Below are 25,596 nucleotides of genomic sequence, written 5' to 3' on the forward strand. Positions count from 1 at the left end.
CCGCCTGCTGCGGCCATGATGGAAATGAATCATCATCATCCATGCCATCTGTAAACGAGATAGTTGGATGAATCTCAAGCAGCTCGAGTTTGCCGTCGCCCTGGCCGAAGAGGGCAATTTCACCCGCGCCGCAGAACGCTGCCACGTGGTGCAGTCCGCGTTGAGCCACCAGATTGCCTACCTGGAGCAGGAACTGGGTACGCCCCTGTTCGAGCGCCTGCCGCGGCAGGTGCGGGCCACCGCCGCCGGCGAGGCGCTGCTGGTGCATGCACGCCAGGTGCTGGCCAGCCTGCGCCACCTGCGTGCCGACGTGGCCGCCGTCACTGGCGAGGTGCGTGGCCTGTTGGCGATCGGGCAGATCTCCTCGCTGACCGACATCGATGTGGTGGCGATGCTGGCGGCCTTCCAGCAGGCGCACCCGCAGGTGGAGTTCCAGCTGCGGGTCGACAAGAGCGAGGACCTGATCGCGCAGGTGCAGTCGCGAGAGCTGGACGTGGCACTGGTCGGATTGGCGCCGTCGGCGGGGCTGGACGGGGTCTGCCACCAGGTGCTGCAGGAAGAAGACCTGGTGGCGGTGCTGGCGCCATCGCACCGCTTGGCCCGGCGCAAGCGGCTGCCATTGACCGAACTGCAGGACGAGGCGCTGGTCGACTTTCCGCGCGGCACCGGTGCGCGGCGGCAGACCGACGATGCCTTCGCTGCCGCTGGCCTGCCGCACACGGTGCGCTTCGAGGTCAATCTGATGGAACTGATCGAGCGCTTCGTCCGCCATGGGCTGGCGGTTGGCATCGTGCCAGCGTTGATCGCCGACGGGTTCCAGGGGGTGGTACAGATTCCGCTGCAGCCGACCCCGACCCGCCGCGTGCACCTGGTCTGGCAGCGACTGCCGACACCGGCGGCGCGGGCGTTCGTCGAGGCCGTGCTCAGCCGCGCAGGCGCAGGCTCAGGCCCTTGAGGAAATTGCGCAGCATCTGGTCCAGGCAGCGCCGGTAGTTGGTGTGCCCGGGCTGGCGGAACAATGCGCCCACTTCCGACTTGGAGACGTTGAAACCGGCGCTGGCGAAGATCTCCATCAGATCGACGTCGCGCAGCTGGAAGGCCACGCGCAGCTTCTTCAGCACCAGGTTGTTGTCGATGCGGGTTTCCACCGCACGCTGCGGCTGGCTTTCGTCGCGACCGCGCAGGTGCACGATCAGGCCGTCGAGGAAGTGCGCCAGCGCGCTGTCGCTCATCGCCTCGAAACCGGCTTCGTCCTCGCGGCGCAGCCAGGCCTTCACCTGTTCCGGATCCACGGCGAAGGCCGGGTCGGCCATCTGGCACAGGGTCACCACGTGGTGGTCGCCCAGGTCCAGGGAGTAGCGCACGCTGCGCAGGACATCGTTGTTGATCATGGCCCCAATTGTACCGGTCACCCCGACAGGTGGGGCCGGATCTGGCCGATCAGGCAACGCAACCCCCGGCCGACGGTGCCAGAATGGGGGTCTGGTTTTTCCCCCTGGAGTTGCCTGATGACCCGCACTGTCCTGATTACCGGCGCCACGTCCGGCTTCGGCGCCGCCGCCGTCCACCGCTTCGCCCAGGCGGGCTGGAAGGTGATCGCCACCGGCCGCCGCGGCGAACGCCTGCAGCCGCTGGTCGAGCGCTACGGCAAGGACGTGGTGCATGCCGCCGCCTTCGACATCCGCGATCCGGTGGCGATGGAAGCGGCGCTGCTGGCACTGCCGCCGGCCTTTGGCGAGATCGATCTGCTGGTCAACAACGCCGGCCTGGCGCAGGGCACTGCGCCGGCACAGAGCGCCAAGTTGTCGGACTGGACCACGATGATCGACACCAACATCACCGCGCTGGTGACCCTGACCCACCGCCTGCTGCCGCAGCTGGTGGAGCGCAAGGGCGCAATCATCAACATTTCGTCGGTGGCCGGCGTCTACCCGTACCCGGGCGGCAATGCCTACGGTGGCACCAAGGCTTTCGTCAGCCAGTTCTCGCTCGGCCTGCGTTCGGACCTGCACGGCACCGGCGTGCGCGTGACCACGATCGAGCCGGGCATGGCCGAAACCGAGTTCACCGTGGTGCGTACCCATGGCGACCAGGCGGCGTCGGACAAGCTCTATACCGGCGCCAACCCGATGACCGCCGAAGACATCGCCGAACAGATCTTCTGGGTGGCCAGCCTGCCGCCGCACCTGAACATCAATCGCCTGGAACTGATGCCGGTCAGCCAGTCCTTCGCCGGTTTCCAGGTCGCCCGCGAAGGCTGACGTTCATTTGTAGAGTCGAGCCATGCTCGACTGCTCTTCGCCCTTTGTAGAGTCGAGCTTGCTCGACTGCTTTGAACGGCAGTCGAGCAAGCTCGACTCTACACAGACAAAAAAAAGCCGGGCTGTGCCCGGCTTTTTCATTCACTTCGGCAGACTCACTGTGCCTTGATCGCCATCGCCTGCAGGCCGGTGCCATCCAGCTTCTGCTTGGCTTCAGACAGTTCACCTGCACTGCCATACGGTCCCATGCGCACGCGGTACACGGTCTTGCCGTTGATCTGCGCCGATTCGACGCGTGCCGCCAGGCCCATCATCGCCAGCTTGGCCTTGGTCGCTTCGGCATCGCCGGAGGCACCGAACGCACCCGCCTGCAGGATGTAGCGGGCATTGTCGGCGGCAGCCGGTGCCGCAGCGGCGGGGGTAGTGGCCGCGGTCGGCGCGGTTTCCGCACGCGCTGCCGGAGTGGCGGCGGCGGTGCTGGTCGACGCCGTCGGCGTGCTGGCCGGAGGCGTTGCCGCAGCCGGTCGTTCGCTCAGCGGTGCCGGCAGCGGACGGCTGGTGGCGGTCACCGGCGCGGTGCTGGCCACGCTGGCGGTTGCCGTCGGTGCCGGCGCGGTAGCCGCTGGCGGCGGAACCGGCTTGCCTTCCAGTGCCGCCTGCGCGCGCTGCGCTTCGGCCTTGGCCCGGCGCTGGTCCTCGGCACGCGCGCTGGCAGCCAGTTCGGCGTCGGACATTTCAACTTCCTTGCCCGGCAGCAGGGTGTAGAAGTCGTACTGGGTGGCGGCCGGCTTTTCCGGTTCGGCCGGCTTCGGCGTGGCCGGCTGCGCGGCCGGCTGGGTGCCGACATCGCTGTCGGCATCAGCGACCGGGGCAGGCTGCGCGTTCGGGTTCGGCTGCGGACCGGCGCGAAGGAAGCCATCGCCTTCGCCCTTGAACAGGTTCGGCGCCGCCAGGAACACCACGGCCGCAATCGCCACGCCAGCGACCAGCCACACCCATCCGGGTGTGCCCTGGCTGCTGCTGTTGCGTCGTGCCTGGTTTTTGCCGCGTCGTGCTGCCATGTGTACTGCGTCTCCTGATGCTTACATTTTTTCCGGGGCGCTGACGCCCAGGAGTTCGAGGCCGTTGGCCAGCACCTGGCGCGCGGCGCAGGCCAGGGTCAGCTTGGCGTTGCGATCCGCAGCGTCTTCCACCAGCACCGGCGTCCCGTGATACCACGTGTGGAACGCGTGCGCCAATTCACGCAGGTACTGCGCCACCAGATGCGGTTCCAGCGCCACGCCGGCCGCCTCCACCACTTCCGGGTACCGCGAGATCTCGTTCATCAGCAGCAGCGAGGCGTCGTCGGCCAGGCGGCCGAGGTTGGCCAGGCCATTGCCCTGTTCGTACACCAGGCCCTTCTCCTGTGCCTGGCGCAGCAGGCTGCAGACGCGGGCGTGCGCGTACTGCACGTAGAACACCGGGTTGTCGTTGCTCTGCTGGCGGGCCAGGTCGATGTCGAAGGTCAGCTGCGAATCGGGCTTGCGCGCGATCAGGAACCAGCGGGTGGCATCGCGGCCGGCCTCCTCGATCAGGTCGCGCAGGGTGAAGTAGCTGCCGGCACGCTTGGACAGCTTCACTTCCTCGCCGCCACGCATGACGGTGACCATCTGGTGCAGCACGTACTCCGGCCAGCCCTGCGGGATGCCCACTTCCATCGCCTGCAGACCGGCGCGCACGCGTGCCAGCGAACCATGGTGATCGGCGCCGAGCTCGGTGATCGCGCGCTCGTAGCCGCGCTGCCACTTGGACAGGTGGTAGGCCACGTCCGGCACGAAGTAGGTGAAGGTGCCGTCGGACTTGCGCATCACGCGGTCCTTGTCGTCACCGAAGTCGGTGCTGCGCAGCCACAGCGCGCCACCTTCTTCATAGGTATGACCCGACGCCTGCAGCTTGGCGACCGCTTCGGCCACCTTGCCATCGGCGTACAGCGAGCTTTCCAGGAAATAGATGTCGAAGTCGACGCCGAACGCGGCCAGGTCCAGATTCTGCTCGTTGCGCAGGTAGGCCACAGCGAAGCGGCGGATCGCCTGCATGTCGTCCGGGTCCTTGGCACCGACCACGGTGCTGCCTTCCAGATCGACGCTGGCGCCGGCCATGTAGGCGCGGGCGACGTCGGCGATGTATTCACCGCGGTAGCCACCTTCCGGCCAGCCATCCTGGTCCGGCGCGATGCCCTTGATCCGCGCCTGGGTGGACAGCGCCAGGTTCTCGATCTGCACGCCGGCGTCGTTGTAGTAGAACTCACGCTTGGCGTTCCAGCCGTTGGCGTCGAGCACGCGCGCCACGCAGTCGCCGATCGCCGCCGCGCGGCCATGGCCGACATGCAGCGGGCCGGTCGGGTTGGCCGACACGTACTCCACGCCCACCGTGCGGCCATTGCCGGACAGGTTGCGGCCGTAGTCGTGGGCTTCCTTGATGACCGACGCGGCTTCACGCTGGTACGCGGCCGGCGCCAGGTGGAAATTGATGAAGCCGGGGCCGGCGATCTCGACCTTGCTGACGTCCTCGCTGCGCGGCAGTGCCTCGACCAGCGCCTGTGCCAGTGCGCGCGGATTGCTGCGCGCGGCCTTGGCCAGCAGCATCGCGGCATTGGTGGCGAAGTCGCCGTGGTCACGGGTCTTCGGGCGCTCGACCACGAAGTCCGGCGGCAGGGAGTCGGCGGGCAGGGTGCCATTGGCGCGCAAGGCTTCGATGCCTTGGCTGATCAGGGCGCGGAGGAGATTTTTCACGAGGCCTGCTGTGAGAATGAGCGGCGGAATCGCCCATTTTAGCGCAGATACCAGCGGCCACGCTGACCGAAACCTGCCTGTGGGGGCGACCGATGGCGCCTGGAGGGCGGGCGCTCAGCCGAACAGGCGGGGCTGGGGCGGCGACAGCAGGCCTCGTTCAGCAAACGAAACGGGGCGGCCCTCACCGACCACGAAGTGGTCCAGCAGGCGCACGTCCACCATCGCCAGTGCCTGCTGCAGTTCGTCGGTGATGCGGGTATCGGCGCTGGAGGGTTCCGGGTCGCCGGAAGGGTGGTTGTGGCTGAGGATCACCGCCGCCGCGTTGTGCAGCAGGGCGCGCCGCACCACTTCGCGTGGGTAGACCGGTGCGGCGTTGATGGTGCCGTGGAACAGTTCCTCGCAGGCGATCAGGCGGTGCCGGTTGTCCAGGAACAGGGCCATGAAGATCTCCCGGGCCTGCCCCCGCAGGCGGTGCTGCAGATAGCGGCCGACCGCGGCCGGGTTGTTGCCGACCGCTTCGCCGTGTTCCAGCTCGGCAGCCAGGTAGCGGTGGGCCAGTTCCAGCCCGGCAGCCAGCGTACAGCTGCGCGCCGGGCCGAGCCCGGGCAGGCGGGCCAGGTCACGCGCGGGGCGGTCCAGCAGCACCCGCAACGGGCCGTGCGCCTGCAGCAGGTCGCGCGCGGTCTGCACGGCATCGCGGCCACCGAACCCGGAGCCGAGAAACAGGGCCAGCAGTTCGGCGTCGGAAAGTGCCGTGGGCCCGCGCGCGATCAGCTTCTCGCGGGGGCGTTCCTGTTCGGGCCAGTCATGGATGGGCATGCCTGCATCATCGCCAGCCCGGGTGGCGGCTCCCATCGGTGCACACCGCAGCACCGGGTCGGGCGATGCCTCACCCGCGCCGGGTCTGCAGATAGTCGAACAGTTCCTGGTTGTTCTGCAGGCCCAGCTTGCGCTTGGCTTCGGCCTTCTGCCGGCTGATGGTCTTCGGGCTGCGCCCGCAGCGTTCGGCGACGGCATTCACGCTGAGCCCGGCCGCCAGCAGATCCAGCACTTCCTGTTCCCGCGCCGACAGCGGCGCCGGTTCGCGCGGGAACAGCAGGTCGCGCGCCTGCAGGTGGTGGCGCAGTTGTTGGGAAACGAACACCTGGCCGGCCAGTGCGGCGTTCAGTGCCTGCGGCAGTTCGGCGAAATCGGCGCATTTGTCGACCAGCCCACTGATGCCCTCGCGCAGCAGTCCGTCCAGCAGCCCGGGATGGCGGGCGCCGGTCAGCACCACCACCGGCAGCCCGGGGTGACGCACGCGCAGCGCGTCGATCAGCTCTGGACCGTCCGGGCCGTCACCCGGCATCGACAGGTCGGTCAGCACCGCATCGCAGTCGTGGTGGTCCACCAGCTCCAGCAGCTGGGCGCCGTCACGTGCACTGCCGACGATGTCCATCAGGTGGGTCTGCAGCACGATACGGATGCCATGCAGGACCACAGGATGGTCGTCGGCAATGATGATGCGTGGATGCACGAGGCTCCTCGAAGGTCGAACAGGCCACGGCAGACGGCAGCCAATGCCTGATTCTGCAAAAGCGCAGACCCGCAGAGGTATAGGAAAGGTCCGAAACCGATGCCCGGCAAACCCCGGGTCAAGCGCAACGTGCTCCATCTGCTGATAGCTGTCCGCTATGTGCACCCTGCACCGGGACATTACCGACCATCGGGTAAGCTAGCGCCCTCGTTTGCACAGGAATTCCAGGTGGCTGACTCCCCCAACGCTTCCCCCGCGCCGGCCCGCGCGCTGGAAGGTCAGAAACTGCTGTTGTGCGTCGGAGGCGGGATCGCGGCCTACAAGGCCCTGGAACTGGTGCGGCGCCTGCGCGACGCCGGTGCCCAGGTGCAGGTGGCGATGACCGCCGGTGCCCAGCAGTTCGTCACTCCGCTCAGTTTCCAGGCCCTGTCCGGGCAGCCCACCCGCACCACGCTGTGGGACAGCGCCGCCGAACAGGCCATGGGCCACATCGAGCTGGCGCGCTGGGCCGACCGCATCGTGGTTGCCCCGGGAACCGCCGATCTGCTGGCCCGGCTGGCCCAGGGCCATGCCGATGACCTGGTCAGCACGCTGTGCCTGGCCAGTACCGCGCCGTTGACGATCTGCCCGGCGATGAACCATCGCATGTGGCTGCACCCGGCCACCCAGGCCAACATCGCCCTGCTGCGCCAGCGCGGCGCGCAGGTGATCGGCCCGGTCGATGGCCCGCTGGCCGAAGGCGAGTCCGGTCCGGGGCGTCTGGCCGAACCGGACGACATCGTGGCCGCGCTGGCCGCCAATGGCAGCAGCGCGGCGTCCGTTGCCGCGCCGGAAACCCGCGCGCTGCAGGGCCTGCGCCTGCTGATCAGCGCCGGCCCGACCTATGAAGACATCGATCCGGTGCGCTATGTCGGCAACCGCAGCAGCGGCAAGATGGGCTTTGCCCTGGCCGCGACCGCCGCCGCGATGGGTGCTCAGGTGGTGCTGGTCAGCGGCCCGGTACAGCTGCCGACGCCGCCCGGCGTGCAGCGTGTGGACGTGCGCTCGGCTGCGCAGATGCGCGATGCCGTGCTGAAGTCGCTGCCGGCCGACATCTATATCGGTGCCGCTGCAGTGTCCGACTACACGCCGCGCCAGGTCGCGCCGCAGAAGCTGAAGAAGACCGCCGACAGCCAGTCGCTGGTGATCGAGCTGGTGCGCACGCCGGACATCCTTGCCGAGGTGGCTGCGCAGACGCAGTCGCTGAAGCTGGTGGTCGGCTTTGCCGCCGAAACCCACGACGTGGAGAAATACGCGCGTGGCAAGCTGGTCGACAAGCGCCTGGACCTGGTGATCGCCAACCAGGTCGGCATCAGCGGCGGCGGTTTCGAGAGCGACAACAATGCCGCCACGGCCTTCTGGCAGGACGGTGAACAGGTATTCCCGGCCACCTCCAAGCGCGAGCTGGCCGAACAACTGCTGGCGCTGATCGCGCGGAGACTCCAGGCATGACCCAGGCATCCACTTCCCAACCGCTGCAGGTCAAGCTGCTCGATCCGCGCTTCGGCGACAGCTGGCCGCTGCCGGCCTACGCCACCGAGGCCAGCGCCGGCATGGACCTGCGCGCGGCGCTGGATACCGCGCTGACCCTGCAGCCGGGCGACACCGCGCTGGTTCCCAGCGGCCTGGCCATCCACATCGCCGATCCGAACCTGTGCGCGGTGATCCTGCCGCGCTCGGGGCTGGGCCATCGCCACGGCATCGTGCTCGGCAATGGCACCGGCCTGATCGACGCCGATTACCAGGGCCCGCTGCTGATCAGCGTCTGGAACCGTGGCCGCGAGGCCTTCACCATCGAGCCGGGCGATCGCATCGCGCAACTGGTGATCGTGCCGATTGCCCGCGTCAGCCTGCAGGTGGTGGATACTTTCACCGACAGCGTGCGGGGAACGGGTGGATTCGGCCACACCGGGGTGCGTTGACAGGGGACATCGATGAGCGGCATCGGGGAAGGACAGCGGGGACGGTCGTTGGGACGCAGTGCGCCACTACTGGGGGTGCTGCTGATCCTGCTGGCCGGCTGGTTCGGATGGAGCGCAGTCCAGCAATGGCGCCAGGAGGCCAACGGCCAGGCGCTGGAAGCTGCACGTGACCAGGCCGTGCAGGGCCTGCAGGAGGCCGCTGCCGGCCAGCTGAAGCAGCTGCAGCAGCAGCTGAAGAACGAGCGCGTGCAGCAGGCGCTGCAGGCCGGTGATGCCGCTGCGGCGGCACTCGCGGTCCGCGAGAGCTGGACCGGCGTCGAGCACGCCGAGGTACTGGCCGCCGATCTGGCCAACGCCTACGCCGACCCGGCCGCCTTTGGCTATGCGCGATTGGCGCTGCTGGAAGCGGCATTGGCCGAAGGCAAGCCCAGCCTGCGCGTGGTCCGCGATGGCGGTGGCAATCGCCTGGGCCTGGCAGCGCCGGTTCAACTGGGCAGTCTCGGCCCGGCGGTGCTCTACGTGCGCCAGCCATTGCTGCGGCTGACCTCACCGCTGGACCAGGTGAGTGCGCCATCGGCCGGTTTCCTTGGCCTGCGCCAGGGCGCGCATGACCTCGTCGCCCAGGGCGATGCCGGCCTGGCCGAAAGCGCCGAAGCATTGGCGCGGCCGATTCCGGGGACGCCGTTGCGGCTGGTGGCCGCGGTACCCAATGTCGAACCTGGTCCGCTGGGCCTGGGTTCGCTGGCCAGCGCCATCGTTGCGCTGCTGCTGGCGTTCATCGCCGTGCTGCTGGTGGTGGGGCGCGGCCGCCTGCCGAAGTCGCTGCCGCTGCCGCGCCGGGCGACCGTGGCGGAAGCCGATCATGGCCCGACCCTGAGCGAGAGCCTGCAGATGGCGCCGCCGCCGGTGGCCGAGGCCAGCACAACTGAAAGTGCACCGCCGCCCCCGCCACCGGTTCCGACCGAGGAACTGGCGGCCGGTATCTTCCGCGCCTACGACATCCGCGGCGTGGTTGGCAGTGAACTGACGCCGAAAACGGCGGCGCTGATCGGCCAGGCCATCGGCACCGTGGCCCTGGAGCAGGGCCTGCGCGAGGTGGTGATCGGCCGCGACGGCCGCCTGTCCGGCCCGGAACTGGCCGCAGGGTTGGCCGAGGGCCTGAGGCGCGCCGGTTGCGCGGTGATCGACATCGGCCTGGCACCGACCCCGGTCGTGTACTACGCCGCCTTCCATCTGCGTACCGGCACCTGCGTGGCGGTCACCGGCAGCCATAACCCGCCCGAGTACAACGGTTTCAAGGTGGTCATCGGCGGCGAGACGTTGTCCGGTGATGCCATCACCGATCTGTACCAGCGCATCGTCGAAGGCCGCCTGGTACAGGCCGCCGAGCCGGGCGATTACCAGCAGCGCGATGTCAGCGCCGACTACATCCAGCGCATCGCCGACGACGTGCAGCTGGACCGCCCATTGAAGGTCGTGGCCGATGCCGGCAACGGCGTGGCCGGCGCGCTCGCGCCGCAGCTGCTGGAAGCGATCGGTGCGGAAGTCATCCCGCTGTACTGCGATGTCGACGGTACCTTCCCCAACCATCATCCCGACCCCAGCGAGCCGGCCAACCTGGAAGACCTGGTGCAGACGGTGAAGCGCTTCGGTGCCGATCTCGGCGTCGCCTTCGATGGCGACGGTGACCGCCTGGGCGTGGTCACCGGCGAAGGAAAGATCATCTATGCCGACCGCCTGCTGATGCTGTTCGCCGCCGACGTGCTGATGCGCAATCCGGGCGCGATGGTGATCTACGACGTGAAGTGCACCGGCAAGCTGTCCGACCACGTGCTGCGCAATGGTGGCAGCCCGCTGATGTGGAAGACCGGGCATTCGCTGATGAAGGCGAAGATGCGCGAGACCGATGCTGAGCTGGCTGGCGAGATGAGCGGCCACTTCTTCTTCAAGGAGCGCTGGTTCGGTTTCGACGATGGCCTGTATGCGGCTGCGCGCCTGCTGGAGATCCTGGCCCAGCGCGAGGAGACTCCGGACGAGGTACTGGCAGAGCTGCCGGAGATGGTGGCCACGCCGGAACTGAAGGTGCCGGTGGCCGACGGTACGCCGCACGCGCTGGTGGCGATGCTGGTGGCGGCGGCGCAGTCGCCGGACAACCCGTATGTGGGCGGTCGGTTGTCGACCATCGATGGCCTGCGCGTGGACTTCCCCGATGGCTGGGGCCTGGTGCGCGCCTCCAACACCACGCCGGTGCTGGTGCTGCGCTTCGAGGGCAATGACGAGGCGGCGCTGGAACGCATCCAGGCGCTGTTCCGCAGCCAGCTGCAGCCGGTGCTGGGCGACACCCCGCTGGGGTTCTGAGGTGGGGCCGGGCTGCGCCCGGCGCCCGCCGAAGCAACGGCAGCAGCAACATCAACATCAACATCAACATCAATAGCGAGCTATCCGCGAGATGGCGGGGCGGTGTCGGAGTGCGGGGACGCCGCAAGTACGTCCCTGTAGGCTTGGCAGCCGCATCCATGCGGCTGACACCCCGCACTCCGACACCGCCCCACCCCTGACAATTTCCGCGATCTGTCGGAACGGCATGGACCGCTGTTGGTAGGTGTCGACCTTGGTCGACACAGTAGATCCACGCCATGCGTGGATGCTCTTCCGGATTCGCTTTGGTGGGTGCCGACCGTTGGTCGGCACACCCTCACCCCTTGAACCGCAGCCCGACGCCCGGTTCGGTGAACAGGTAGCGCGAATCCAGCGCTGAATCGCCCAGCTTGTGCCGCAGCTTGCCGACCAGGATGCGCAGGTAATGGGTGTCGTGCTGGTGGGTCGGGCCCCAGATCTCCTGCAGGATCTGTGGCTGGGTCACCACCCGCCCGGCGTTGCGCAGCAGCAGCGACAGCAGCGCGTACTCCTTGCGGGTCAACGCTACCGGCTCGCCATCCAGCGCCACTTCACGGCGGACCAGGTCCACATGCAGGTGGCCATCGTCGAATACCGGTGGCGTGCCATCACTGGGTACGCTGCGCGTGCGCAGCAGCGCCCGCACCCGCGCCATCAGCTCCTGCGTGCCGAACGGCTTGGTCACGTAGTCATTCGCGCCGGTATCCAGCGCACGCACCTTCTCCGCCTCGCCGGCACGCACGGTCAGCATGATCACCGGCACCTGGCTCCACTGCCGCAGTTGTTCCAGCACCTCGTGGCCTTCCATGTCCGGCAGGCCGATATCCAGGATCACCAGATCCATGTCCTCGCTGGCGGCCAGCTGCAGGCCTTCCTGGCCGGTGGCGGCCTGCCGCACCTGGTAGCCCTGCGCGCGCAGGCTGATGTCCAGGAACCGGCGGATCTGGGTTTCATCATCGATCACCAGCACGCGCGCGGCCGGCACGCTGGCATCAATCGGGGTCGGGCTCATCGTGGGAGGCTGGCTTGAGCAGGGGCAGGGTGATGCGGATCAGGGTACCGCGACCGTCGCGTCCGGGCAGCGCCTGCACGCTGCCGCCATGCGCGCCGATCATGCCCTGGCAGATGGTCAGGCCCAGGCCGGTGCCATGGCGGCCACGGTCGCCACGTTCGACGCTGTAGAACATGTCGAAGATGCGCGCACGCTCGTCGTCGGGAATGCCGGGGCCGGCATCGATCACGTCGATGCGCAGCTGGCCGTCCAGTTCACGCGCCTGCACCTGCACGGCAGCATCAGGCGGTGAGAACTTGGCCGCGTTTTCCATCACGTTGAACACCGCCTGTTCGACCAGCGCCGGGTGTACCCAGATCGGCGCCAGCGTGGCCGGAATGTCCAACTCCAGCCGCACCTTGGGCTGGTAGCGCTGCAGGCGCCGTGCGGCCGAGCCGATCAGTTCGTCCACGCCGATCCAGTCGCGGTTGATCTTCAATCCCTCGTGGCCGAGGCGGGTCATGTCCAGCAGGTTCTGGATGTAGCGGTCCAGCCGTTCGCCCTCGACCAGGATGGTGTCGAGCAGGGCACGGCGATCGGCCGTATCCATTGCCGCACCATAGCTGGCCAGGCTGTCGGCCGAGCCGATCATCGCCGCCAGTGGCGAGCGCAGGTCGTGCGACACCGAAGAGAGCAGCGCCGAGCGCAGTCGCTCGGTCTCGTTGCTGACGTGCGCCTGCTCCAGTTCCGCCACCAGCCGCGTGCGCAGCGCGGCCTGCGCGATGTCATCGACCATCGCTTCGGCCAGCTGCCGTTGTTCGGGCAGCAGGCGCGCCTGTGCACCGGGCAGATACAGGCCGGCCACGCCGATCGCGCGGTCCTCGCCATCCAGCAACGGCAGGAACCACCACTGCGCGCCGGCCAGGGTATCGGTGAAGCGGCCACTGGGCTGGCCATGGCGCAGCGCCCAGTCGGCGGCGGCCAGGTCGGTGTCGCCGGGCTGGCTGCGGCCACCGGTTGCGGTATCGGCGCCGATCCGCAGCCACGCCGGCACGTCCATGGCCTGTTCCAGTGCATGCCGACCCGCCTGCGCCACCTCGCCGTTGCCGGCGGCACTGGCCAGTTGGCGGCCCAGCTGCTGGCGCGCACGCGCATGGCGATTGGCTGCACGCAGCGCGATCACCTGCATGCGCAGGCGCGAGGCCAGGCGTCCGGCCACCAGCGCGGCGGCCAGGAACAGGAATACAGTGATCACGCCCTGGCGCGCGCCGATGGCGAAGGTGAAGCGGGGTGCGATGAACAGGAAGTTGTAGGCGAGGAAACACAGGATCGCCGCCATCACCGCCACGCTGGCGCGCGTGCGCGCGGCCACCACTACCACCGCCACGATGAACACCATCGACAGGTCGGCCATGCCCACCCAGCGTTCGGCCAGCCATGCCACCGCACAGGCCAACGCGGTGGCGATCAGTGCCTGCGCCGGTTCGTAGCTGATGCCGCGCACCGGCGGCAGCAGGCCCTCGCGGCGCGAGCGCGCACGTGCCTGCGGGGTGCTGATGATGGTGATCTCGTAATGCGCGCCGCGCTGGATCAGCTGCTGGGTCAGGGTGCGGTTGAACATCCGCGCCAGCGGTCGCTCGCGGGTGCGGCCCAGTACCAGGGTCGACACGCCGTTATGTGCGGCATGGTCAAGCAGGGCATCGGCGATGCTCGATCCGTGCAGCAGTTCCGCGTCGCCACCCAGGCGCCGTGCCAGTGCGAAGGCCGCATCGATTTCGCGTCGGGTCGCGTCATCCTGGCGCCGGCCCTGAACGGTCACCACCGTCCACGGCGCGTCGCGGCGTTCGGCGATGCGACGCGCCACCCGCACCAGGTATTCGCTCTGACCGCCGCCATCAATGGCCACCAGCACGCCGCGACGCAGCGGCAGGTTGCTCTCGCCGCGTGCGGCGCGTGCTTCACGCAGGCTGCTGTCGACGCGGTCGGCGGCTTCCTGCATCGCCAGTTCACGCAGCGCGGTCAGGTTGGCCGGCGAGAAGAATGCCTGCAGCGCCTGCGCGGCCTGTTCGGGCACATACACCTTGCCCTGCTGCAGGCGTGCGATCAGTTCGCGTGGCGGCAGGTCGACCAGCACGATGTCATGCAGGCGGTCGAGCACGCCGTCCGGCACGGTCTCGCTCACGCGCACGCCGGTGATGCGCATCACCACATCGTTGAGGCTTTCCAGATGCTGGATGTTGACCGTGGTCCAGACATCGATGCCGGCATCCAGCAGCTCCATCACGTCCTGCCAGCGCCGCTCATGGCGGCTGCCCGGCGCATTGCGATGGGCCAGTTCGTCCACCAGCACCAGCGCCGGATGCCGTGCGAGCACGGCATCCAGGTCCATTTCCTGCAGGGTATGGCCGTGGTAGGCCACTGCCTTCAGCGGCAGCTGTGGCAGGCCCTCCAGCAGCGCCTGGGTATCGGCGCGGCCGTGGGTTTCCACCAGGCCCACCACCAGGTCGACACCGCGGCGCAGCTGTTCCTGTGCGCGGGTCAGCATGGTGTAGGTCTTGCCCACGCCCGGCGCCGCACCGAGGAACACGGTCAGCTTGCCGCCGGCTTCGCGTTGCAGGCCTTCAACCAGGGCATCGGCCTGGCGGGTACGCGCATCAGTCATGGGTGCCGCTGTCATGGCCGCCATTGTGCGCGCAGCCGGTGCAGGCCGGCATCACGGTGCCTTGGCCGCGTGGTCCAGCGCGAAGTTCAGCGTCACCACGTTCACCCGCGGCTGGCCGAACAGGCCCCACTGGCGCCCTTCGGTATGCGCCTGCACCAGTGCCTGCACGCGCTCCACCGGCAGGCCGCGGGCACGTGCCACGCGTGCCACCTGCAGGCGCGCCGCCGCCGGCGACAGCTGCGGATCCAGGCCACCTGCGGACTGCGTGACCAGGTCTGCCGGTACCTGCGCCGGGGTGACGCCTTCGCGCGCGGCCACCGCAGCGGTGCTGGCGGCAACACGCTCGGCCAGGGCCGGATTGCTGCGCGCCATGTTGGAACCGGCCGCGGCCATCGGGTCGTAGTTGGCTGCCGACGGACGTGCCTGGAAGTAGCCGTCACCGGTGAACGGCTGCGACAACCACGCCGAGCCGCGTACCTGGCCGTTGCCATCGCGCAGCAGGCTGCCCTCGGCCTGGGTCGGGTAGGCCAGGCCGGCAAAACCGGTGGCGATACCGGCGTAGACCGCACCGGCCAGCAGCAGGGTGGCGAGGCCCAGGCCGATCGCCGGGCGCCAGCTGGCACCATCCTGCAGGCTGGCCACGCGGGCCTCGGCCTTCTGTTCGCGCGGAAGGGAAGATGAAGTGGAAGTAGTACGGTTCATGCGCCGAATACCAGGACAAGAAGGAGGTCAATTACCTTGATCGCTGCGAACGGCAGCAGCACGCCGCCAAGGCCGTACACCAGCATGTTCCGGCGCAGCAGTGCGGTTGCAGTGGCCGGGCGGAAGCGCACGCCACGCAGGGCGAGCGGGATCAGGGCGGGAATCACCAGGGCGTTGAAGATCAGCGCTGCCAGCACCGCATTGCGCGGGCTCGACAGCTGCATCACGTTCAAGGCGGCCATGGTCGGAACGGCCGCGGCGAACAGCGCCGGCAGGATCGCGAAGTACTTGGAGACGTCGTTGGCCAGCGAGAAGGTGGTCAGCGCGCCGCGGGTGATCAGCTGCTGCTTGCCTACTTCCACCACCGCCAGCAGCTTGGCCGGGTCCGAATCGAGGTCGACCATGTTGCCGGCCTCCTTCGCCGCCTGCGTACCGGAGTTCATCGCCAGACCGATGTCGGCCTGGGCCAGCGCCGGCGCGTCATTGGTGCCATCGCCGACCATCGCCACCAGGCGGCCACCGGCCTGCTCCTGGCGGATGCGTGCCAGCTTGTCTTCCGGGCGGGCCTCGGCGATGTAGTCGTCGACACCGGCTTCGGCAGCGATCGCGGCGGCGGTTAGCGGGTTGTCGCCGGTGATCATCACCGTGCGGATACCCATCGCCCGCAGCTGCGCGAACTTCTCGCGCATGCCGTGCTTGACCACGTCCGACAGCTCGATCACGCCCAGCACGTGGCGGCCCTCGGCCACCACCAGCGGGGTGGCACCGTTGCGTGCGACCTGCTCCACGCGCCCGGCCAGTTCCGCCGGCACGTTGCCGCCCAGCGCCTGCACGTGGGCACGGATCGCATCGGCGGCACCCTTGCGGATCTGCCGCCCATGTTCCAGGTCCACGCCGGACATGCGGGTCTGCGCACTGAACGCCAGGTACTCGGCGTGGTGCGGTTCGGCGGTAGCGCAGCCCTGTTCGCGCGCCAGGCGCACGATCGACTTGCCTTCCGGGGTCGGGTCGGCCAGCGAGGACAGCAGTGCGGCCTCGCGCAGCTGGCTGGCATCGATGCCGGCCAGCGGATGGAAGTGGCTGGCCTGACGGTCGCCGTAGGTGATGGTGCCGGTCTTGTCCAGCAGCAGCACGTCGACGTCGCCGGCCACCTCCACTGCCTTGCCCGACTTGGCCAGCACGTTGGCGGCCAGCGCACGGTTCATGCCGGCGATGCCGATGGCCGGCAGCAGGCCGCCGATGGTGGTCGGGATCAGGCACACCAGCAGCGCGATCAGCACCAGCGGATCGACCTTGACGCCGACGGCGGCACCAATGGCCGGCAACGTGGCCACCACCACCAGGAAGGTCAGCGTCATCGCCGCCAGCAGCAGGGTCAGCGCGATCTCGTTCGGGGTCTTCTGGCGGTTGGCGCCTTCCACCAGCGCGATCATCCGGTCCAGGAAGCTGTGGCCGGGTTCGGCGGTCACCCGCACGATGATCTGGTCGGACAGCACTTTGGTGCCGCCGATCACGCCGGAGCGGTCGGTACCGGCCTCGCGCAGCACCGGCGCCGATTCGCCGGTCACCGCGGCTTCGTTGATGGTGGCCAGGCCCTGCACGATCTCGCCATCGGCCGGCACCAGCTCACCGGCGCTGACGATCACGTGGTCGCCCGGGCGCAGTTCGGCGGCCGGTACCTGGGTTTCGGCGGCACCCGGCTGCGGCGCCGCCAGCCGGCGTGCCACCAGGTCCTGGCGGGCACGCCGCAGCGAGGCGGCCTGGCCACGGCCACGCGCTTCCGCTACGGCTTCGGCGAAGTTGCCGAACAGCACGGTCACCAGCAGGATCGCGGTCACCGCCAGGCCGAAGCCCAGCGGCGCGTTGCCGGTCAGGGTGACGATCGCGGCCACGATCGTGCCGGCCATCACCACCGCCATCACGGGGCTGCGCACCAGATGCATCGGCGACAGCTTGAGAACCGCTTCGACCAGCGCACGGCGCAGGCCGGCGCCATCCAGCAGGGCAGGGCGCGCTGCATGGGTACTACGGGTTGAACTTGCTTGGGTACTCATCAGGGTGTCCTTAGTGCAGTCCCAGGCTCAGGTGGTCGGCGATCGGGCCGAGTACCAGCGCCGGCATGAACTGCAGCACGGTCAGGATGACGATCACCGAGACCAGGGTCAGGGCGAAGGTCGGGGTTTCGATCTGCAGGCTGCCGGCAGACTCCGGGGCCTGGCGCTTGGCAGCCAGCTGTGTGGCCACCACCAGCGGAATGATCAGCAGCGGGAAGCGGCCCAGCAGCAGTACCAGCGAGCAGCTCAGGTTCCACCACAGCGTGGCGTCGCCCAGCCCTTCGAAGCCCGAGCCGTTGTTGGCGTAGGCCGAGACGTACTCGTAGAAGACCTGGCTGATGCCATGGAAGCCGGGGTTGGAGGTGCCCGCCAGGCCGGGTACGGCCAAGGTGATCGCAGTGAACACCAGCAGGGTGATCGGCTGCAGCAGCACCAGCAGGGCCAGCAGGCGCACCTGTGGCGTCTCCAGCTTGCGGCCGAACAGCTCCGGCGTGCGGCCAGTCATCAACCCGGCTAGGAACACACCCAGCAGCAGATAGACGATGAACTGCTGCAGGCCACAGCCGATGCCGCCCCAGATCGCGCTGACCAGCATGTTGACCATCGCGATGCCACCGCTCAGCGGCGCCAGCGAATCGTGCATGCCGTCGACCGAGCCATTGGAGACCTGGGTAGTCACTGCCGCCCACAGCGCGGTGCCATCGGCGCCGAAGCGCACTTCCTTGCCTTCCATCAGCAGCGGCGTGGCGGCGCTGGCGCTATGTCCTTCGCTCCACATCATCGCGCCGGTGGAAAGCAGCGACATGCCCAGCATGCAGCTGAACACCAGGGCGCCGAAGCGACGTCGGCCGGTGAACGCACCGATCATGAAGATCACTGCCATCGGCACCAACAGGATGCCGACGATTTCCAGCGCGTTCGACAGCGGGGTCGGGTTCTCCAGCGGGAAGCTGCTGTTCGGGCCGTACCAGCCGCCACCGTTGGCGCCCAGCTGCTTGGCCGCGACCATCGCCGCGACCGGGCCCAGCGGCAGCTTCTGTTCGGCCATGCCGGCGCTGGCGTCGATCGGCGTGGCCTGCGGCCCACCGGTCATCGTCGACGGCACGCCCTGGCTGGTCAGCAGCAGGGTCCACACCAGGCACAGCGGCAACAGGAAGCGCACGCACAGGCGCACCACGTCCACGTAGTAGTTGCCCACCGCCACCTGGCGGTCATCACCGGCACCATTGGCCGCTGCGGCCTGCGGCGAACGCGCGAACAACGCGCGCAGTGTGGCCACCGCCAGTGCCAGGCCCATCATCGGCGTGACCACCTGCAGGCCGGTGATGCCGGTCATCTGCGAGAGATAGGACAGCTGCGCCTGACCCGAATAGTGCTGCTGGTTGGTGTTGGTCAGGAACGAGATCATCGTGTGCAGCGCGGTGTCCCAGCGCATGTTCGGGATCTGGTCCGGATTCAGTGGCAGCCAGGCCTGCGTCATGAACACCGCCTGGGTCAGTACCGCGACCACCACGTTGCTCAGCACGAAGGCCAGCACGTAGCCGCGCCAGGACATCGAGCGCGACGGATCGACCCCGAACACCCTGTACAGCGGTTTCTCGATCCAGTGGAACAGCACGTCGACCTTCATCGGCGTGCCACGCATCACGCGGGCCAGGTACAGGCCCAGCGGCCACGCCAGCAGCAGGCTGGCGGCAATAATCACAAGCATCTCAGTCATGGCCGGCTCCGCTCAGAACGACTCGGGCCGCAGCACGACATAAAGGAGATAGGCGGCGGCGACCAGCACCAGCACGCCACACAACAACGACAGCCATGGGGACATTGCAATAGCGTCCTGGTGGAACCCCTCCACCTCAGGCCGTCATCGTCGTCCTGCCCCCCATAAACGCACTACGCGCCGGACCGGGCCGACGCGTAAAGAGTGCATAAATTCCGTGGGCCAATCCGTAACCAGGCCCTGGGTAGCGCCGGGCCATGCCCGGCGACCGGAGCGTGGTCAGCCCGCCGGAGCCTGGCTCGCCGGCACCAGCCCCTTCAGCTCGCGATAGCGCTGCAGGGTGCTGTCGATCTCGGCCTTCAACGCCTGCTGCTGCTGCAGGAACCCGGCTTGCAGCCGTTGCTGCGACTGCAGTTGCACGTGCCGCTGGCGGATCGTCTCGGCCTGCTTGTCGGCCACCTTGCCACCGGCCAGTTCGCGGTCACCTGCGGCCGCCAGCAGCGCCACCAGCGACTCACGCAGGCTGGTGACGTTGTACTCGGCGGTCTTCAGGTTGTTGTCCAGCACTTCCTGGCGCTCGGCGAACACCCGGCGCAGGTCGTCCTCGCTGCCATAGGTGGTCAGCATCGCCTGCTCGGTGCGCTGGCGGGTCTGCGCGGCCATCAGGTCCAGCTGCTGCTGCGCCGCCTCCGTGCTGGCGGCGGCGCGCTCTTCGTCGGTCAACGCGCGCTGGACCTGCGCATTGCGCAGGCCACTCTTCGCGTTGAACTCCTCGCGGGCATGGTTGACCGCGTCGGCCGGCAGCGAATCACTGCAGATCCGCTCCTTGCCCTCGTTCCAGCAGTACAGCTTCTTTTCCGTCTTGCCGCTGTCGCGCGACTGCGCCGGTACGGTGAACGGCACGGCCAGCAGCAGGCCGGCAAAGAGCACAGCAGGAACTCGGGACATGACCTTTCCCCTGGGTCGGTCAGCGGATCGAACGGACGCCGTACTGGGCCCGGTAGGCTTCCAGCGGCTGCCGGTAACCCACAAGTTCCGGGTTGCCGGAGGCGAAATCAAGCAGGTCGGCCAGCGACGCCACGGCGATCACCGGAATGCCGGCTTCCTCGGCCACCGACTGCGCCGCCGAACGGCGATCGGTTTCCGAAGCGATCTCCTGGCGGTCCAGTGCCACCACGATGCCGGCCGGGGTGCCACCGGCGGCGCGGATGATGCCCAGCGCTTCGCGGATCGCGGTACCCGCAGTGATCACGTCATCGACGATCAGCACGCGCTTGCCGTTCATGTCGGCGCCGATCAGCTGGCCGCCTTCACCGTGGTCCTTGGCTTCCTTGCGGTTGAACGACAGCGGCAGGTCACGGCCACGCTGGGCCAGCTCGCAGGCCATCGCGGTGGCCAGCGGAATGCCCTTGTAGGCTGGGCCGAACACTACGTCGTACTTGATCCCGGTGGCATCGATGGCATCGGCGTAGCAGGCGCCGAGCTGCGACAGCAGCGAACCGGAGTCGAAACGACCGGCGTTGAAGAAATAGGGGCTCAGCCGGCCGGACTTGAGGGTGAACTGGCCGAAGCGCAGGGCGTCGGCGGTCAGGGCCAGCTGCAGGAAACGGTGGCGGTGGTCGCTCATCAAAACTCGATTCATCTTCATTTGGAGCACAAATCCTAATCCAGCTGGGCGTTTCGCGCTCGTCCGGGGCCCTGTGAAGGGTGTCGCGGCCCGGCCTGGCGGACTGCGCAGCCCCGCGGGCAACCGGTATGCTTGCCCGGTTTCCCGCCGCAGGTCCCCCGCATGCGCATCATCAGTTTCAACGCCAATGGCATCCGCTCCGCCGCAACCAAGGGCTTCCTCGACTGGTTCCGGTCCCAGGACGCCGACGTCCTGTGCATCCAGGAGACCAAGGCCCAGGAAGACCAGCTGACCGATCCGATGTTCCGTCCGGACGGCCACCACTGCTTCTACCGCGACGCCATCACCAAGAAGGGCTACAGCGGCGTGGCGATCTACAGCAAGCGCGAGCCGGACCAGGTCATCACCTCGCTGGGCTGGGCCCCGTTCGACGACGAAGGCCGCTACATCGAGGCGCGCTACGGCAACCTCAGCGTGGTCTCCTTCTATATCCCGTCCGGCAGCTCGGGCGACCTGCGCCAGGGCTTCAAGTTCGAAGTGATGGAATGGCTGCGGCCGATCCTCGAGGAATGGGCGCGCAGCGGCCGCGACTACGTGCTGTGCGGCGACTGGAACATCGTGCGTTCGGCGCTGGACATCAAGAACTGGAAGTCCAACCAGAAGAACTCCGGCTGCCTGCCGGAAGAGCGCGACTGGCTCAATGCCCTGTGCGCCGACCATGGCCAGGCCACCGATGTCGCCGCCGGCCGTGGCTGGGCTGACGCCTACCGCCTGCTCAACCCCACCGGCGAGGACTACACCTGGTGGAGCAACCGCGGCGCTGCCCGCGCCAACAACGTCGGTTGGCGCATCGACTACCAGTTCATCACCCCGGGCCTGCGTGACCGCCTGCGCAGCTGCTCGATCTACCGCGACGAGCGCTTCTCCGACCACGCGCCGTTCATCGTGGACTACGACCTGTGACCGAGGCTGCCAAGCCGCGTCGGCCGTGGCAGCAGGTGGTGTCCAACCTGAGCCAGCGCAAGGTGCTGGCGATGCTGCTGCTCGGCTTCAGTTCCGGCCTGCCGATCTATCTGGTGGGCAACACGCTCGGCTTCTGGATGCGCAAGGAAGGCATCGAGCTGAGCACGATCGGTTTCCTGTCATGGGTCGGGCTGGCCTACACCATGAAGTTCCTGTGGGCGCCGATCGTTGATAAGACCGACGTGCCTCTGTTCGGTCGCTTTGGCCGCCGCCGTGGCTGGATGCTGCTGTCGCAGCTGGTCGTGGTGGTGGGCCTGGTCGGCATGGCGCTGGTCCAGCCCAAGGGGGGCCAGATCCAGTTCCTGGGTATCGCCTGGCAGCACATCGTCGTGTTCGGCGTGATGGCCGTGATCGTGGCGTTTGCTTCGGCCACCCAGGACATCGTCATCGATGCCTGGCGCATTGAAAGTGCTGACAACAGCGAGCAGCTGGGCCTGCTGACCTCATCCTCGGCGCTGGGCTATCGCACTGCGTTGCTTGTGACCGATGCGCTGATCCTGATCATCGCGGCCCGTGTCGGCTGGCAGGTCTCGTACGAGATCATGGCCGTCCTCATGGCGCTTGGCGTGGTGGCCGTGGTCATGGCCCGTGAGCCCGCGCGGGAAGTGGCTGCCGTGCAGGCTCAGGCGACCTCGCTGTGGACGCCGCGGGGCCTGTTCGACGCCGTGGCGGGGCCGTTCATCGCCTTCGTCCGCGAGCATCGTAGTGGTGCGATCCTGATCCTGGTGGCCATCAGCGTCTATCGCATGGCCGACTTCGTCATGGGGCCGATGGCCAACCCGTTCTACGTCGATCTCGGCCTGGACGAGGACACCGTTGGCGCTGTGCGAGGCTCGGTGGGTCTGGTCGCGACCTTCGTCGGCATTGCTGCGGCGGGCCTGGTCTCGGTGCGCTGGGGGGTGCTGGCGGCGCTGATGGTGGGTGCCGTGCTGGGTCCGGCCTCCAACCTGGCGTTTGCCTGGCTGGCCTATTCGGGCCCGGACACGACCCATTTCGCGGTGGCCATGGCAATCGACAACTTCGCCAGCGGTTTCGCCGGTACGGCGCTGATCGCCTATATGTCGAGCCTGACCAGCATCGGATACACCGCAACCCAGTACGCGCTGCTGAGTTCGTTCTACGCGATGCCAGGCAAGGCGCTCAAGGGGCTCTCGGGGTGGTCGGTACAGACGCTCGCGCAGGGCCGGACGCTGCTGGAAGGCTACGCGCTGTTCTTCGTCGGTACCGCGCTGGTGGCGATCCCGGTGGTGATCCTCTGCGCCCTGCTGATCCTGCAGCAGCGTCGTCGCCAGGCCGCAAGCGCCACCTGATTGCCTGCCCGCCCGGTCTGCGGGATCATCGCCCCCGACGCGCCGAGGGGGCGGTGCCTTGCGAACGGGGAAGTGAGCATGGCCGACGTTGTGCTGCGGGACCTGGACCCGCTGCTGCTGGAACGTATCCGACGTGTCGCGGTTGCCCGCGGCTGGACCCACGAACAGACCTGCGCCGCCTTGCTGGAGCAGGGCCTGTTCAGCAGTGAACTGGAGGTCCGCTCCGGCTTCGGCGATCCCGAAGTGGACGCGCTCTCCGATGCCATCGCCGCCCTGCAGGCCCTGCCCGCAGGGCAGGGCTTCGATTAACGCCCTTGTAGCGTCGAGCTATGCTCGACCGCCGTTCCCGGTAGATCCACGCCATGCGTGGATGACCACCTCACGCCAGGTGGATCGCCCCCAGGATCCGCGGCCCCGTTGCCCCGGTCACGCCCGGCAGGTTGCCGGCCAGCCCGTCCATCGTCCGCTGCGCCAGCCAGGCGAAGCCCATCGCTTCCACGTACTCCGGGTCCAGCCCATGCACCGCGCTGGACTCCACCTGCACCCCCGGCAGCCGTGCAGCCAGCCGCTTCATCAGCTGCCGGTTGCGCACCCCGCCGCCGCAGACCAGCAGGCGCCGGGTCTGCGGCTGCTGCGCCAGCAGCGCATCGGCCACCGTTGCCACGGTCAGCTCCAGCAGGGTGGCCTGCACATCGGCGGCAGTGTACTGGCCTTCGCCCATGTGGGCCTCGGCCCAGGCCAGGTGGAACTGTTCGCGGCCGGTGCTCTTCGGCGGCGGCAGCGCGAACCACGGCTCCGAACGCCAACCCGCCAGCAGGCTCTCGTCCACCGCGCCACTGGCGGCATACGCGCCGTCGGCATCAAAGGTGCGGCCGGTGTGGCGCTGGCACCAGGCATCCATCAGCGCGTTGGCCGGGCCGGTATCGAAGCCACGCACCGCGCCTTCGCGCGGGATCAGGGTCAGGTTGGCGATCCCGCCCAGGTTGAGCACGGCGCGGTCTTCATCAGCCGTGCCCAGCATGCCGAGGTGGAAGGCCGGCATCAGCGGCGCACCATGGCCTCCGGCTGCCACGTCGCGGCGGCGGAAATCACACACCGTGGTGATCCCGGTCAGCTCGGCGATGCGGTTGCCGTCGCCCAGCTGTACGGTGAAGGCCGGATTGGCCAGCGGGCGATGGCGCACGGTCTGGCCGTGCGAGCCGATCGCGCGGACCTGGCTGCGGTCCACACCGGCCTCGGCCAGCAGTTGATTGGCGGCTTCAGCGAAGCTGATCGCGATCCGCGCGTCCAGTTCGCCCAGCTCCTCCAGCGAGTCCAGCGGGCCCCCTTCGCCCAGTGCCACCAGCCGCGCCCGCAGCACCGGCTCCCAGCGGGCGGTCAGGCCATGCACGAAGCGGCAGCCAGCGCCGCTGGGGAACTGCACCAGCGCGGCATCGATGCCATCGGCGCTGGTGCCCGACATCAGGCCAAGGTACAGGGGGGCGTCAGCGTCGACAGTTGTGTTCATGGCAGGCATAAAAAAAGGACGCGGCAAGCTTGGGCTGCCGCGTCCTTCTTCGTCAACGCAGGGGCTCAGCCGCGCTTGCGGCCGGTTGCCTGTTTGTCCTTGGCGCTGGCAACCTCGGGGGCGGCCTCGTCGCGGCTGGTCGGTGCCGGGCTGGCGTCGGCGTAGATCAGCTTCTCCATGCCCTGGATGCGCGCCATCGCCGGTGCGGTCTGCGCGCGGAAGGCGACCAGCTCGGCGCCCTTCAGCGGCTCCGGCGGCGGCATGGTCACGGTCAGCGGGTTGCGGTGCTCGCCGTTGACGCGGAATTCGTAGTGCAGGTGCGGGCCGGTCGCCAGGCCGGTCGAGCCGACATAGCCGATCACCGTGCCCTGGGCCACACGCTGGCCGGTCTTGATGTTCGCAAAGCGCGACATGTGGCCGTACAGGGTGGTGTGGCCGCGGCCGTGGTCGAGGATCACCACGTTGCCGTAGCCGCGCTGCACCCCGGCGAACTGCACGCGGGCGTCGCCGGCGGCCATGATCGGGGTGCCGGTGCGCGCGGCGTAGTCCACGCCCTTGTGCATGCGCATTTTGCCCAGCACCGGGTGCTTGCGCGCGCCAAAGGTCGAGCTCAGCCGTGCGAACGGGATCGGCATGCGGATGAAGCTCTTCTTCAGCGAACGGCCGTTGATGTCGTAGTACTCGGACTTGCCGTTGCGGTCGAAGCGGAAGCCGGAATAGGTCTTGCCACCGGTGGTGAAGGTCGCCGCCAGGATCTTGCTGGTGTCCACCTTCTCGCCTTCGCGCCAGGTTTCATCCATCACCACGCTGAAGCGGTCGCCCGGCTGCAGGTCCTTCGAGAAGTCGATGTCGTACTTGAAGATGTCGTCGGTCATCGTCGCGATCGCCGACGGCGACAGCCCGGCGCGGCGGGCCGCGGCATACAGCGAGCTGGTGATCTCGCCGCTGGTGACCACCGTGCGCGTGGAGGTCTCGCGTTTGGTCACCTTCTCCTTGATGTCATCGCCGGCCAGGCTCAGTTCCACCCGGTTGTCGGCATCGCGGTCGAAGCGGATGCTGCGCAGGTCACCGGACAGCGGCATGTCGAAGGCGAT

Annotated in this window: 23 protein-coding genes (1 of these 23 only partly in view); 8 read left to right on the plus strand and 15 right to left on the minus strand. The window is 68.3% G+C overall.

Going from position 1 to position 25,596, the window contains the following annotated elements:
• Positions 1–67 precede the first annotated feature (67 nt).
• Complete coding sequence (locus ACZK3W_RS01340) at positions 68–955, plus strand: LysR family transcriptional regulator (protein WP_478450325.1); 888 nt, start codon at positions 68–70, stop codon at positions 953–955.
• Here the strand turns inward: ACZK3W_RS01340 and ACZK3W_RS01345 are convergent.
• Entirely contained in the window at positions 924–1,391 is a 468-nt protein-coding gene (locus tag ACZK3W_RS01345) for a YehS family protein (RefSeq protein WP_005411992.1), read from the minus strand. The two genes, ACZK3W_RS01340 and ACZK3W_RS01345, sit on opposite strands and share 32 nt — an antisense overlap.
• A gap of 117 nt (positions 1,392–1,508) precedes the next feature.
• On the opposite strand from ACZK3W_RS01345, the gene ACZK3W_RS01350 reads away from it, so the two are divergent.
• A complete protein-coding gene (locus tag ACZK3W_RS01350; protein WP_019337645.1) occupies positions 1,509–2,261 on the plus strand; it encodes an SDR family NAD(P)-dependent oxidoreductase in 753 nt (250 codons plus the stop codon).
• A gap of 155 nt (positions 2,262–2,416) precedes the next feature.
• On the opposite strand, the gene ACZK3W_RS01355 is transcribed toward ACZK3W_RS01350, so the two are convergent.
• The 4 genes from ACZK3W_RS01355 to ACZK3W_RS01370 all read right to left on the minus strand — a co-directional run bounded on the left by ACZK3W_RS01355 (position 2,417) and on the right by ACZK3W_RS01370 (position 6,548).
• Positions 2,417–3,322: an SPOR domain-containing protein gene (locus ACZK3W_RS01355; RefSeq protein WP_049399052.1), complete on the minus strand. Its 906-nt coding sequence runs from the start codon at positions 3,320–3,322 to the stop codon at positions 2,417–2,419.
• 21 nt (positions 3,323–3,343) lie between these two features.
• Positions 3,344–5,032, minus strand: a complete 1,689-nt coding sequence (gene argS / locus ACZK3W_RS01360; RefSeq protein ID WP_012478915.1) for an arginine--tRNA ligase — start codon at positions 5,030–5,032, stop codon at positions 3,344–3,346.
• 114 nt (positions 5,033–5,146) lie between these two features.
• Positions 5,147–5,851, minus strand: coding sequence for a RadC family protein (gene radC / locus ACZK3W_RS01365; RefSeq protein WP_032130338.1), 705 nt, complete (start codon positions 5,849–5,851; stop codon positions 5,147–5,149).
• A gap of 70 nt (positions 5,852–5,921) precedes the next feature.
• Positions 5,922–6,548 (minus strand): response regulator, encoded by a 627-nt coding sequence (locus ACZK3W_RS01370; protein WP_293798007.1) that lies wholly within the window; start codon positions 6,546–6,548, stop codon positions 5,922–5,924.
• A gap of 228 nt (positions 6,549–6,776) precedes the next feature.
• Here ACZK3W_RS01370 and coaBC point away from each other — a divergent pair, with 228 nt between their 5' ends.
• The 3 genes from coaBC to ACZK3W_RS01385 are packed head-to-tail and all read left to right on the plus strand — an operon-like array spanning position 6,777 to position 10,867.
• Positions 6,777–8,039, plus strand: a complete 1,263-nt coding sequence (gene coaBC, locus ACZK3W_RS01375) for a bifunctional phosphopantothenoylcysteine decarboxylase/phosphopantothenate--cysteine ligase CoaBC (RefSeq protein ID WP_180838584.1) — start codon at positions 6,777–6,779, stop codon at positions 8,037–8,039.
• Positions 8,036–8,509, plus strand: a complete 474-nt coding sequence (gene dut / locus ACZK3W_RS01380) for a dUTP diphosphatase (RefSeq protein ID WP_180838585.1) — start codon at positions 8,036–8,038, stop codon at positions 8,507–8,509. Before coaBC ends, dut begins: the two co-directional genes overlap by 4 nt.
• Positions 8,510–8,521: 12 nt before the next feature.
• Complete coding sequence (locus tag ACZK3W_RS01385; protein ID WP_478450326.1) at positions 8,522–10,867, plus strand: phosphomannomutase/phosphoglucomutase; 2,346 nt, start codon at positions 8,522–8,524, stop codon at positions 10,865–10,867.
• Between the two features lie 337 nt (positions 10,868–11,204).
• Here ACZK3W_RS01385 and ACZK3W_RS01390 read toward each other — a convergent pair whose 3' ends face one another.
• From ACZK3W_RS01390 to pyrE, 8 genes are all read right to left on the minus strand, one after another.
• The gene (locus ACZK3W_RS01390; RefSeq protein ID WP_004153862.1) at positions 11,205–11,918 is read right to left on the minus strand and encodes a response regulator transcription factor; all 714 of its coding nucleotides are present in this window, start codon (positions 11,916–11,918) and stop codon (positions 11,205–11,207) included.
• Positions 11,899–14,559 (minus strand): sensor histidine kinase, encoded by a 2,661-nt coding sequence (locus ACZK3W_RS01395; protein ID WP_180838587.1) that lies wholly within the window; start codon positions 14,557–14,559, stop codon positions 11,899–11,901. The genes ACZK3W_RS01390 and ACZK3W_RS01395 overlap by 20 nt, the downstream gene beginning before the upstream one ends.
• Positions 14,560–14,610: 51 nt before the next feature.
• Positions 14,611–15,261 (minus strand): potassium-transporting ATPase subunit KdpC, encoded by a 651-nt coding sequence (kdpC, locus tag ACZK3W_RS01400; RefSeq protein WP_253146023.1) that lies wholly within the window; start codon positions 15,259–15,261, stop codon positions 14,611–14,613.
• Positions 15,258–17,315, minus strand: a complete 2,058-nt coding sequence (gene kdpB / locus ACZK3W_RS01405) for a potassium-transporting ATPase subunit KdpB (protein ID WP_478450327.1) — start codon at positions 17,313–17,315, stop codon at positions 15,258–15,260. Before kdpB ends, kdpC begins: the two co-directional genes overlap by 4 nt.
• Before the next feature lie 10 nt (positions 17,316–17,325).
• The gene (kdpA, locus tag ACZK3W_RS01410; RefSeq protein WP_293797997.1) at positions 17,326–19,035 is read right to left on the minus strand and encodes a potassium-transporting ATPase subunit KdpA; all 1,710 of its coding nucleotides are present in this window, start codon (positions 19,033–19,035) and stop codon (positions 17,326–17,328) included.
• Positions 19,036–19,047: 12 nt separating this feature from the next.
• Positions 19,048–19,140: a potassium-transporting ATPase subunit F gene (locus ACZK3W_RS01415; protein ID WP_005407770.1), complete on the minus strand. Its 93-nt coding sequence runs from the start codon at positions 19,138–19,140 to the stop codon at positions 19,048–19,050.
• A 174-nt stretch (positions 19,141–19,314) separates the two neighbouring features.
• Positions 19,315–19,983 carry a hypothetical protein gene (locus ACZK3W_RS01420; protein ID WP_478450328.1) on the minus strand — a complete coding sequence of 223 codons (669 nt, stop codon included), beginning with the start codon at positions 19,981–19,983 and terminating at the stop codon, positions 19,315–19,317.
• Positions 19,984–20,002: 19 nt separating this feature from the next.
• Positions 20,003–20,662, minus strand: coding sequence for an orotate phosphoribosyltransferase (gene pyrE, locus ACZK3W_RS01425; RefSeq protein WP_010486876.1), 660 nt, complete (start codon positions 20,660–20,662; stop codon positions 20,003–20,005).
• Between the two features lie 162 nt (positions 20,663–20,824).
• Between pyrE and ACZK3W_RS01430 the strand changes: the two genes are divergently transcribed.
• The 3 genes from ACZK3W_RS01430 to ACZK3W_RS01440 all read left to right on the plus strand — a co-directional run bounded on the left by ACZK3W_RS01430 (position 20,825) and on the right by ACZK3W_RS01440 (position 23,304).
• Positions 20,825–21,625, plus strand: a complete 801-nt coding sequence (locus ACZK3W_RS01430; protein WP_032128444.1) for an exodeoxyribonuclease III — start codon at positions 20,825–20,827, stop codon at positions 21,623–21,625.
• Positions 21,622–22,995, plus strand: a complete 1,374-nt coding sequence (locus tag ACZK3W_RS01435) for an AmpG family muropeptide MFS transporter (protein WP_032128445.1) — start codon at positions 21,622–21,624, stop codon at positions 22,993–22,995. The genes ACZK3W_RS01430 and ACZK3W_RS01435 overlap by 4 nt, the downstream gene beginning before the upstream one ends.
• Before the next feature lie 78 nt (positions 22,996–23,073).
• On the plus strand, positions 23,074–23,304 hold the full coding sequence (locus ACZK3W_RS01440) for a hypothetical protein (protein ID WP_005420465.1): 231 nt from the start codon (positions 23,074–23,076) through the stop codon (positions 23,302–23,304).
• A gap of 70 nt (positions 23,305–23,374) precedes the next feature.
• Here ACZK3W_RS01440 and ACZK3W_RS01445 read toward each other — a convergent pair whose 3' ends face one another.
• Complete coding sequence (locus ACZK3W_RS01445) at positions 23,375–24,502, minus strand: anhydro-N-acetylmuramic acid kinase (protein ID WP_478450329.1); 1,128 nt, start codon at positions 24,500–24,502, stop codon at positions 23,375–23,377.
• Between the two features lie 65 nt (positions 24,503–24,567).
• A protein-coding gene (locus tag ACZK3W_RS01450) for a M23 family metallopeptidase (protein WP_032128447.1) crosses the window boundary here: on the minus strand, positions 24,568–25,596 show its 3' portion. Its footprint extends 444 nt past the window's final position; only the last 1,029 of its 1,473 coding nucleotides appear in the window; its start codon lies off the right edge, out of view; the stop codon is at positions 24,568–24,570.

It is taken from the genome of Stenotrophomonas sp. 80084_Sma (genome assembly GCF_056481995.1).

What these genes read in the sequence shown, in the direction of transcription:
- ACZK3W_RS01340 (WP_478450325.1), top strand. Translation starts at nt 68, where the DNA reads ATGAATCTCAAGCAGCTCGAGTTTGCCGTCGCCCTGGCCGAAGAGGGC.
- ACZK3W_RS01345 (WP_005411992.1), bottom strand. Translation starts at nt 1,391, where the DNA reads ATGATCAACAACGATGTCCTGCGCAGCGTGCGCTACTCCCTGGACCTG.
- ACZK3W_RS01350 (WP_019337645.1), top strand. Translation starts at nt 1,509, where the DNA reads ATGACCCGCACTGTCCTGATTACCGGCGCCACGTCCGGCTTCGGCGCC.
- ACZK3W_RS01355 (WP_049399052.1), bottom strand. Translation starts at nt 3,322, where the DNA reads ATGGCAGCACGACGCGGCAAAAACCAGGCACGACGCAACAGCAGCAGC.
- radC (WP_032130338.1), bottom strand. Translation starts at nt 5,851, where the DNA reads ATGCCCATCCATGACTGGCCCGAACAGGAACGCCCCCGCGAGAAGCTG.
- dut (WP_180838585.1), top strand. Translation starts at nt 8,036, where the DNA reads ATGACCCAGGCATCCACTTCCCAACCGCTGCAGGTCAAGCTGCTCGAT.
- ACZK3W_RS01385 (WP_478450326.1), top strand. Translation starts at nt 8,522, where the DNA reads ATGAGCGGCATCGGGGAAGGACAGCGGGGACGGTCGTTGGGACGCAGT.
- ACZK3W_RS01390 (WP_004153862.1), bottom strand. Translation starts at nt 11,918, where the DNA reads ATGAGCCCGACCCCGATTGATGCCAGCGTGCCGGCCGCGCGCGTGCTG.
- ACZK3W_RS01395 (WP_180838587.1), bottom strand. Translation starts at nt 14,559, where the DNA reads ATGACTGATGCGCGTACCCGCCAGGCCGATGCCCTGGTTGAAGGCCTG.
- kdpC (WP_253146023.1), bottom strand. Translation starts at nt 15,261, where the DNA reads ATGAACCGTACTACTTCCACTTCATCTTCCCTTCCGCGCGAACAGAAG.
- kdpB (WP_478450327.1), bottom strand. Translation starts at nt 17,315, where the DNA reads ATGAGTACCCAAGCAAGTTCAACCCGTAGTACCCATGCAGCGCGCCCT.
- kdpA (WP_293797997.1), bottom strand. Translation starts at nt 19,035, where the DNA reads ATGACTGAGATGCTTGTGATTATTGCCGCCAGCCTGCTGCTGGCGTGG.
- ACZK3W_RS01415 (WP_005407770.1), bottom strand. Translation starts at nt 19,140, where the DNA reads ATGTCCCCATGGCTGTCGTTGTTGTGTGGCGTGCTGGTGCTGGTCGCC.
- ACZK3W_RS01420 (WP_478450328.1), bottom strand. Translation starts at nt 19,983, where the DNA reads ATGTCCCGAGTTCCTGCTGTGCTCTTTGCCGGCCTGCTGCTGGCCGTG.
- pyrE (WP_010486876.1), bottom strand. Translation starts at nt 20,662, where the DNA reads ATGAGCGACCACCGCCACCGTTTCCTGCAGCTGGCCCTGACCGCCGAC.
- ACZK3W_RS01430 (WP_032128444.1), top strand. Translation starts at nt 20,825, where the DNA reads ATGCGCATCATCAGTTTCAACGCCAATGGCATCCGCTCCGCCGCAACC.
- ACZK3W_RS01440 (WP_005420465.1), top strand. Translation starts at nt 23,074, where the DNA reads ATGGCCGACGTTGTGCTGCGGGACCTGGACCCGCTGCTGCTGGAACGT.
- ACZK3W_RS01445 (WP_478450329.1), bottom strand. Translation starts at nt 24,502, where the DNA reads ATGAACACAACTGTCGACGCTGACGCCCCCCTGTACCTTGGCCTGATG.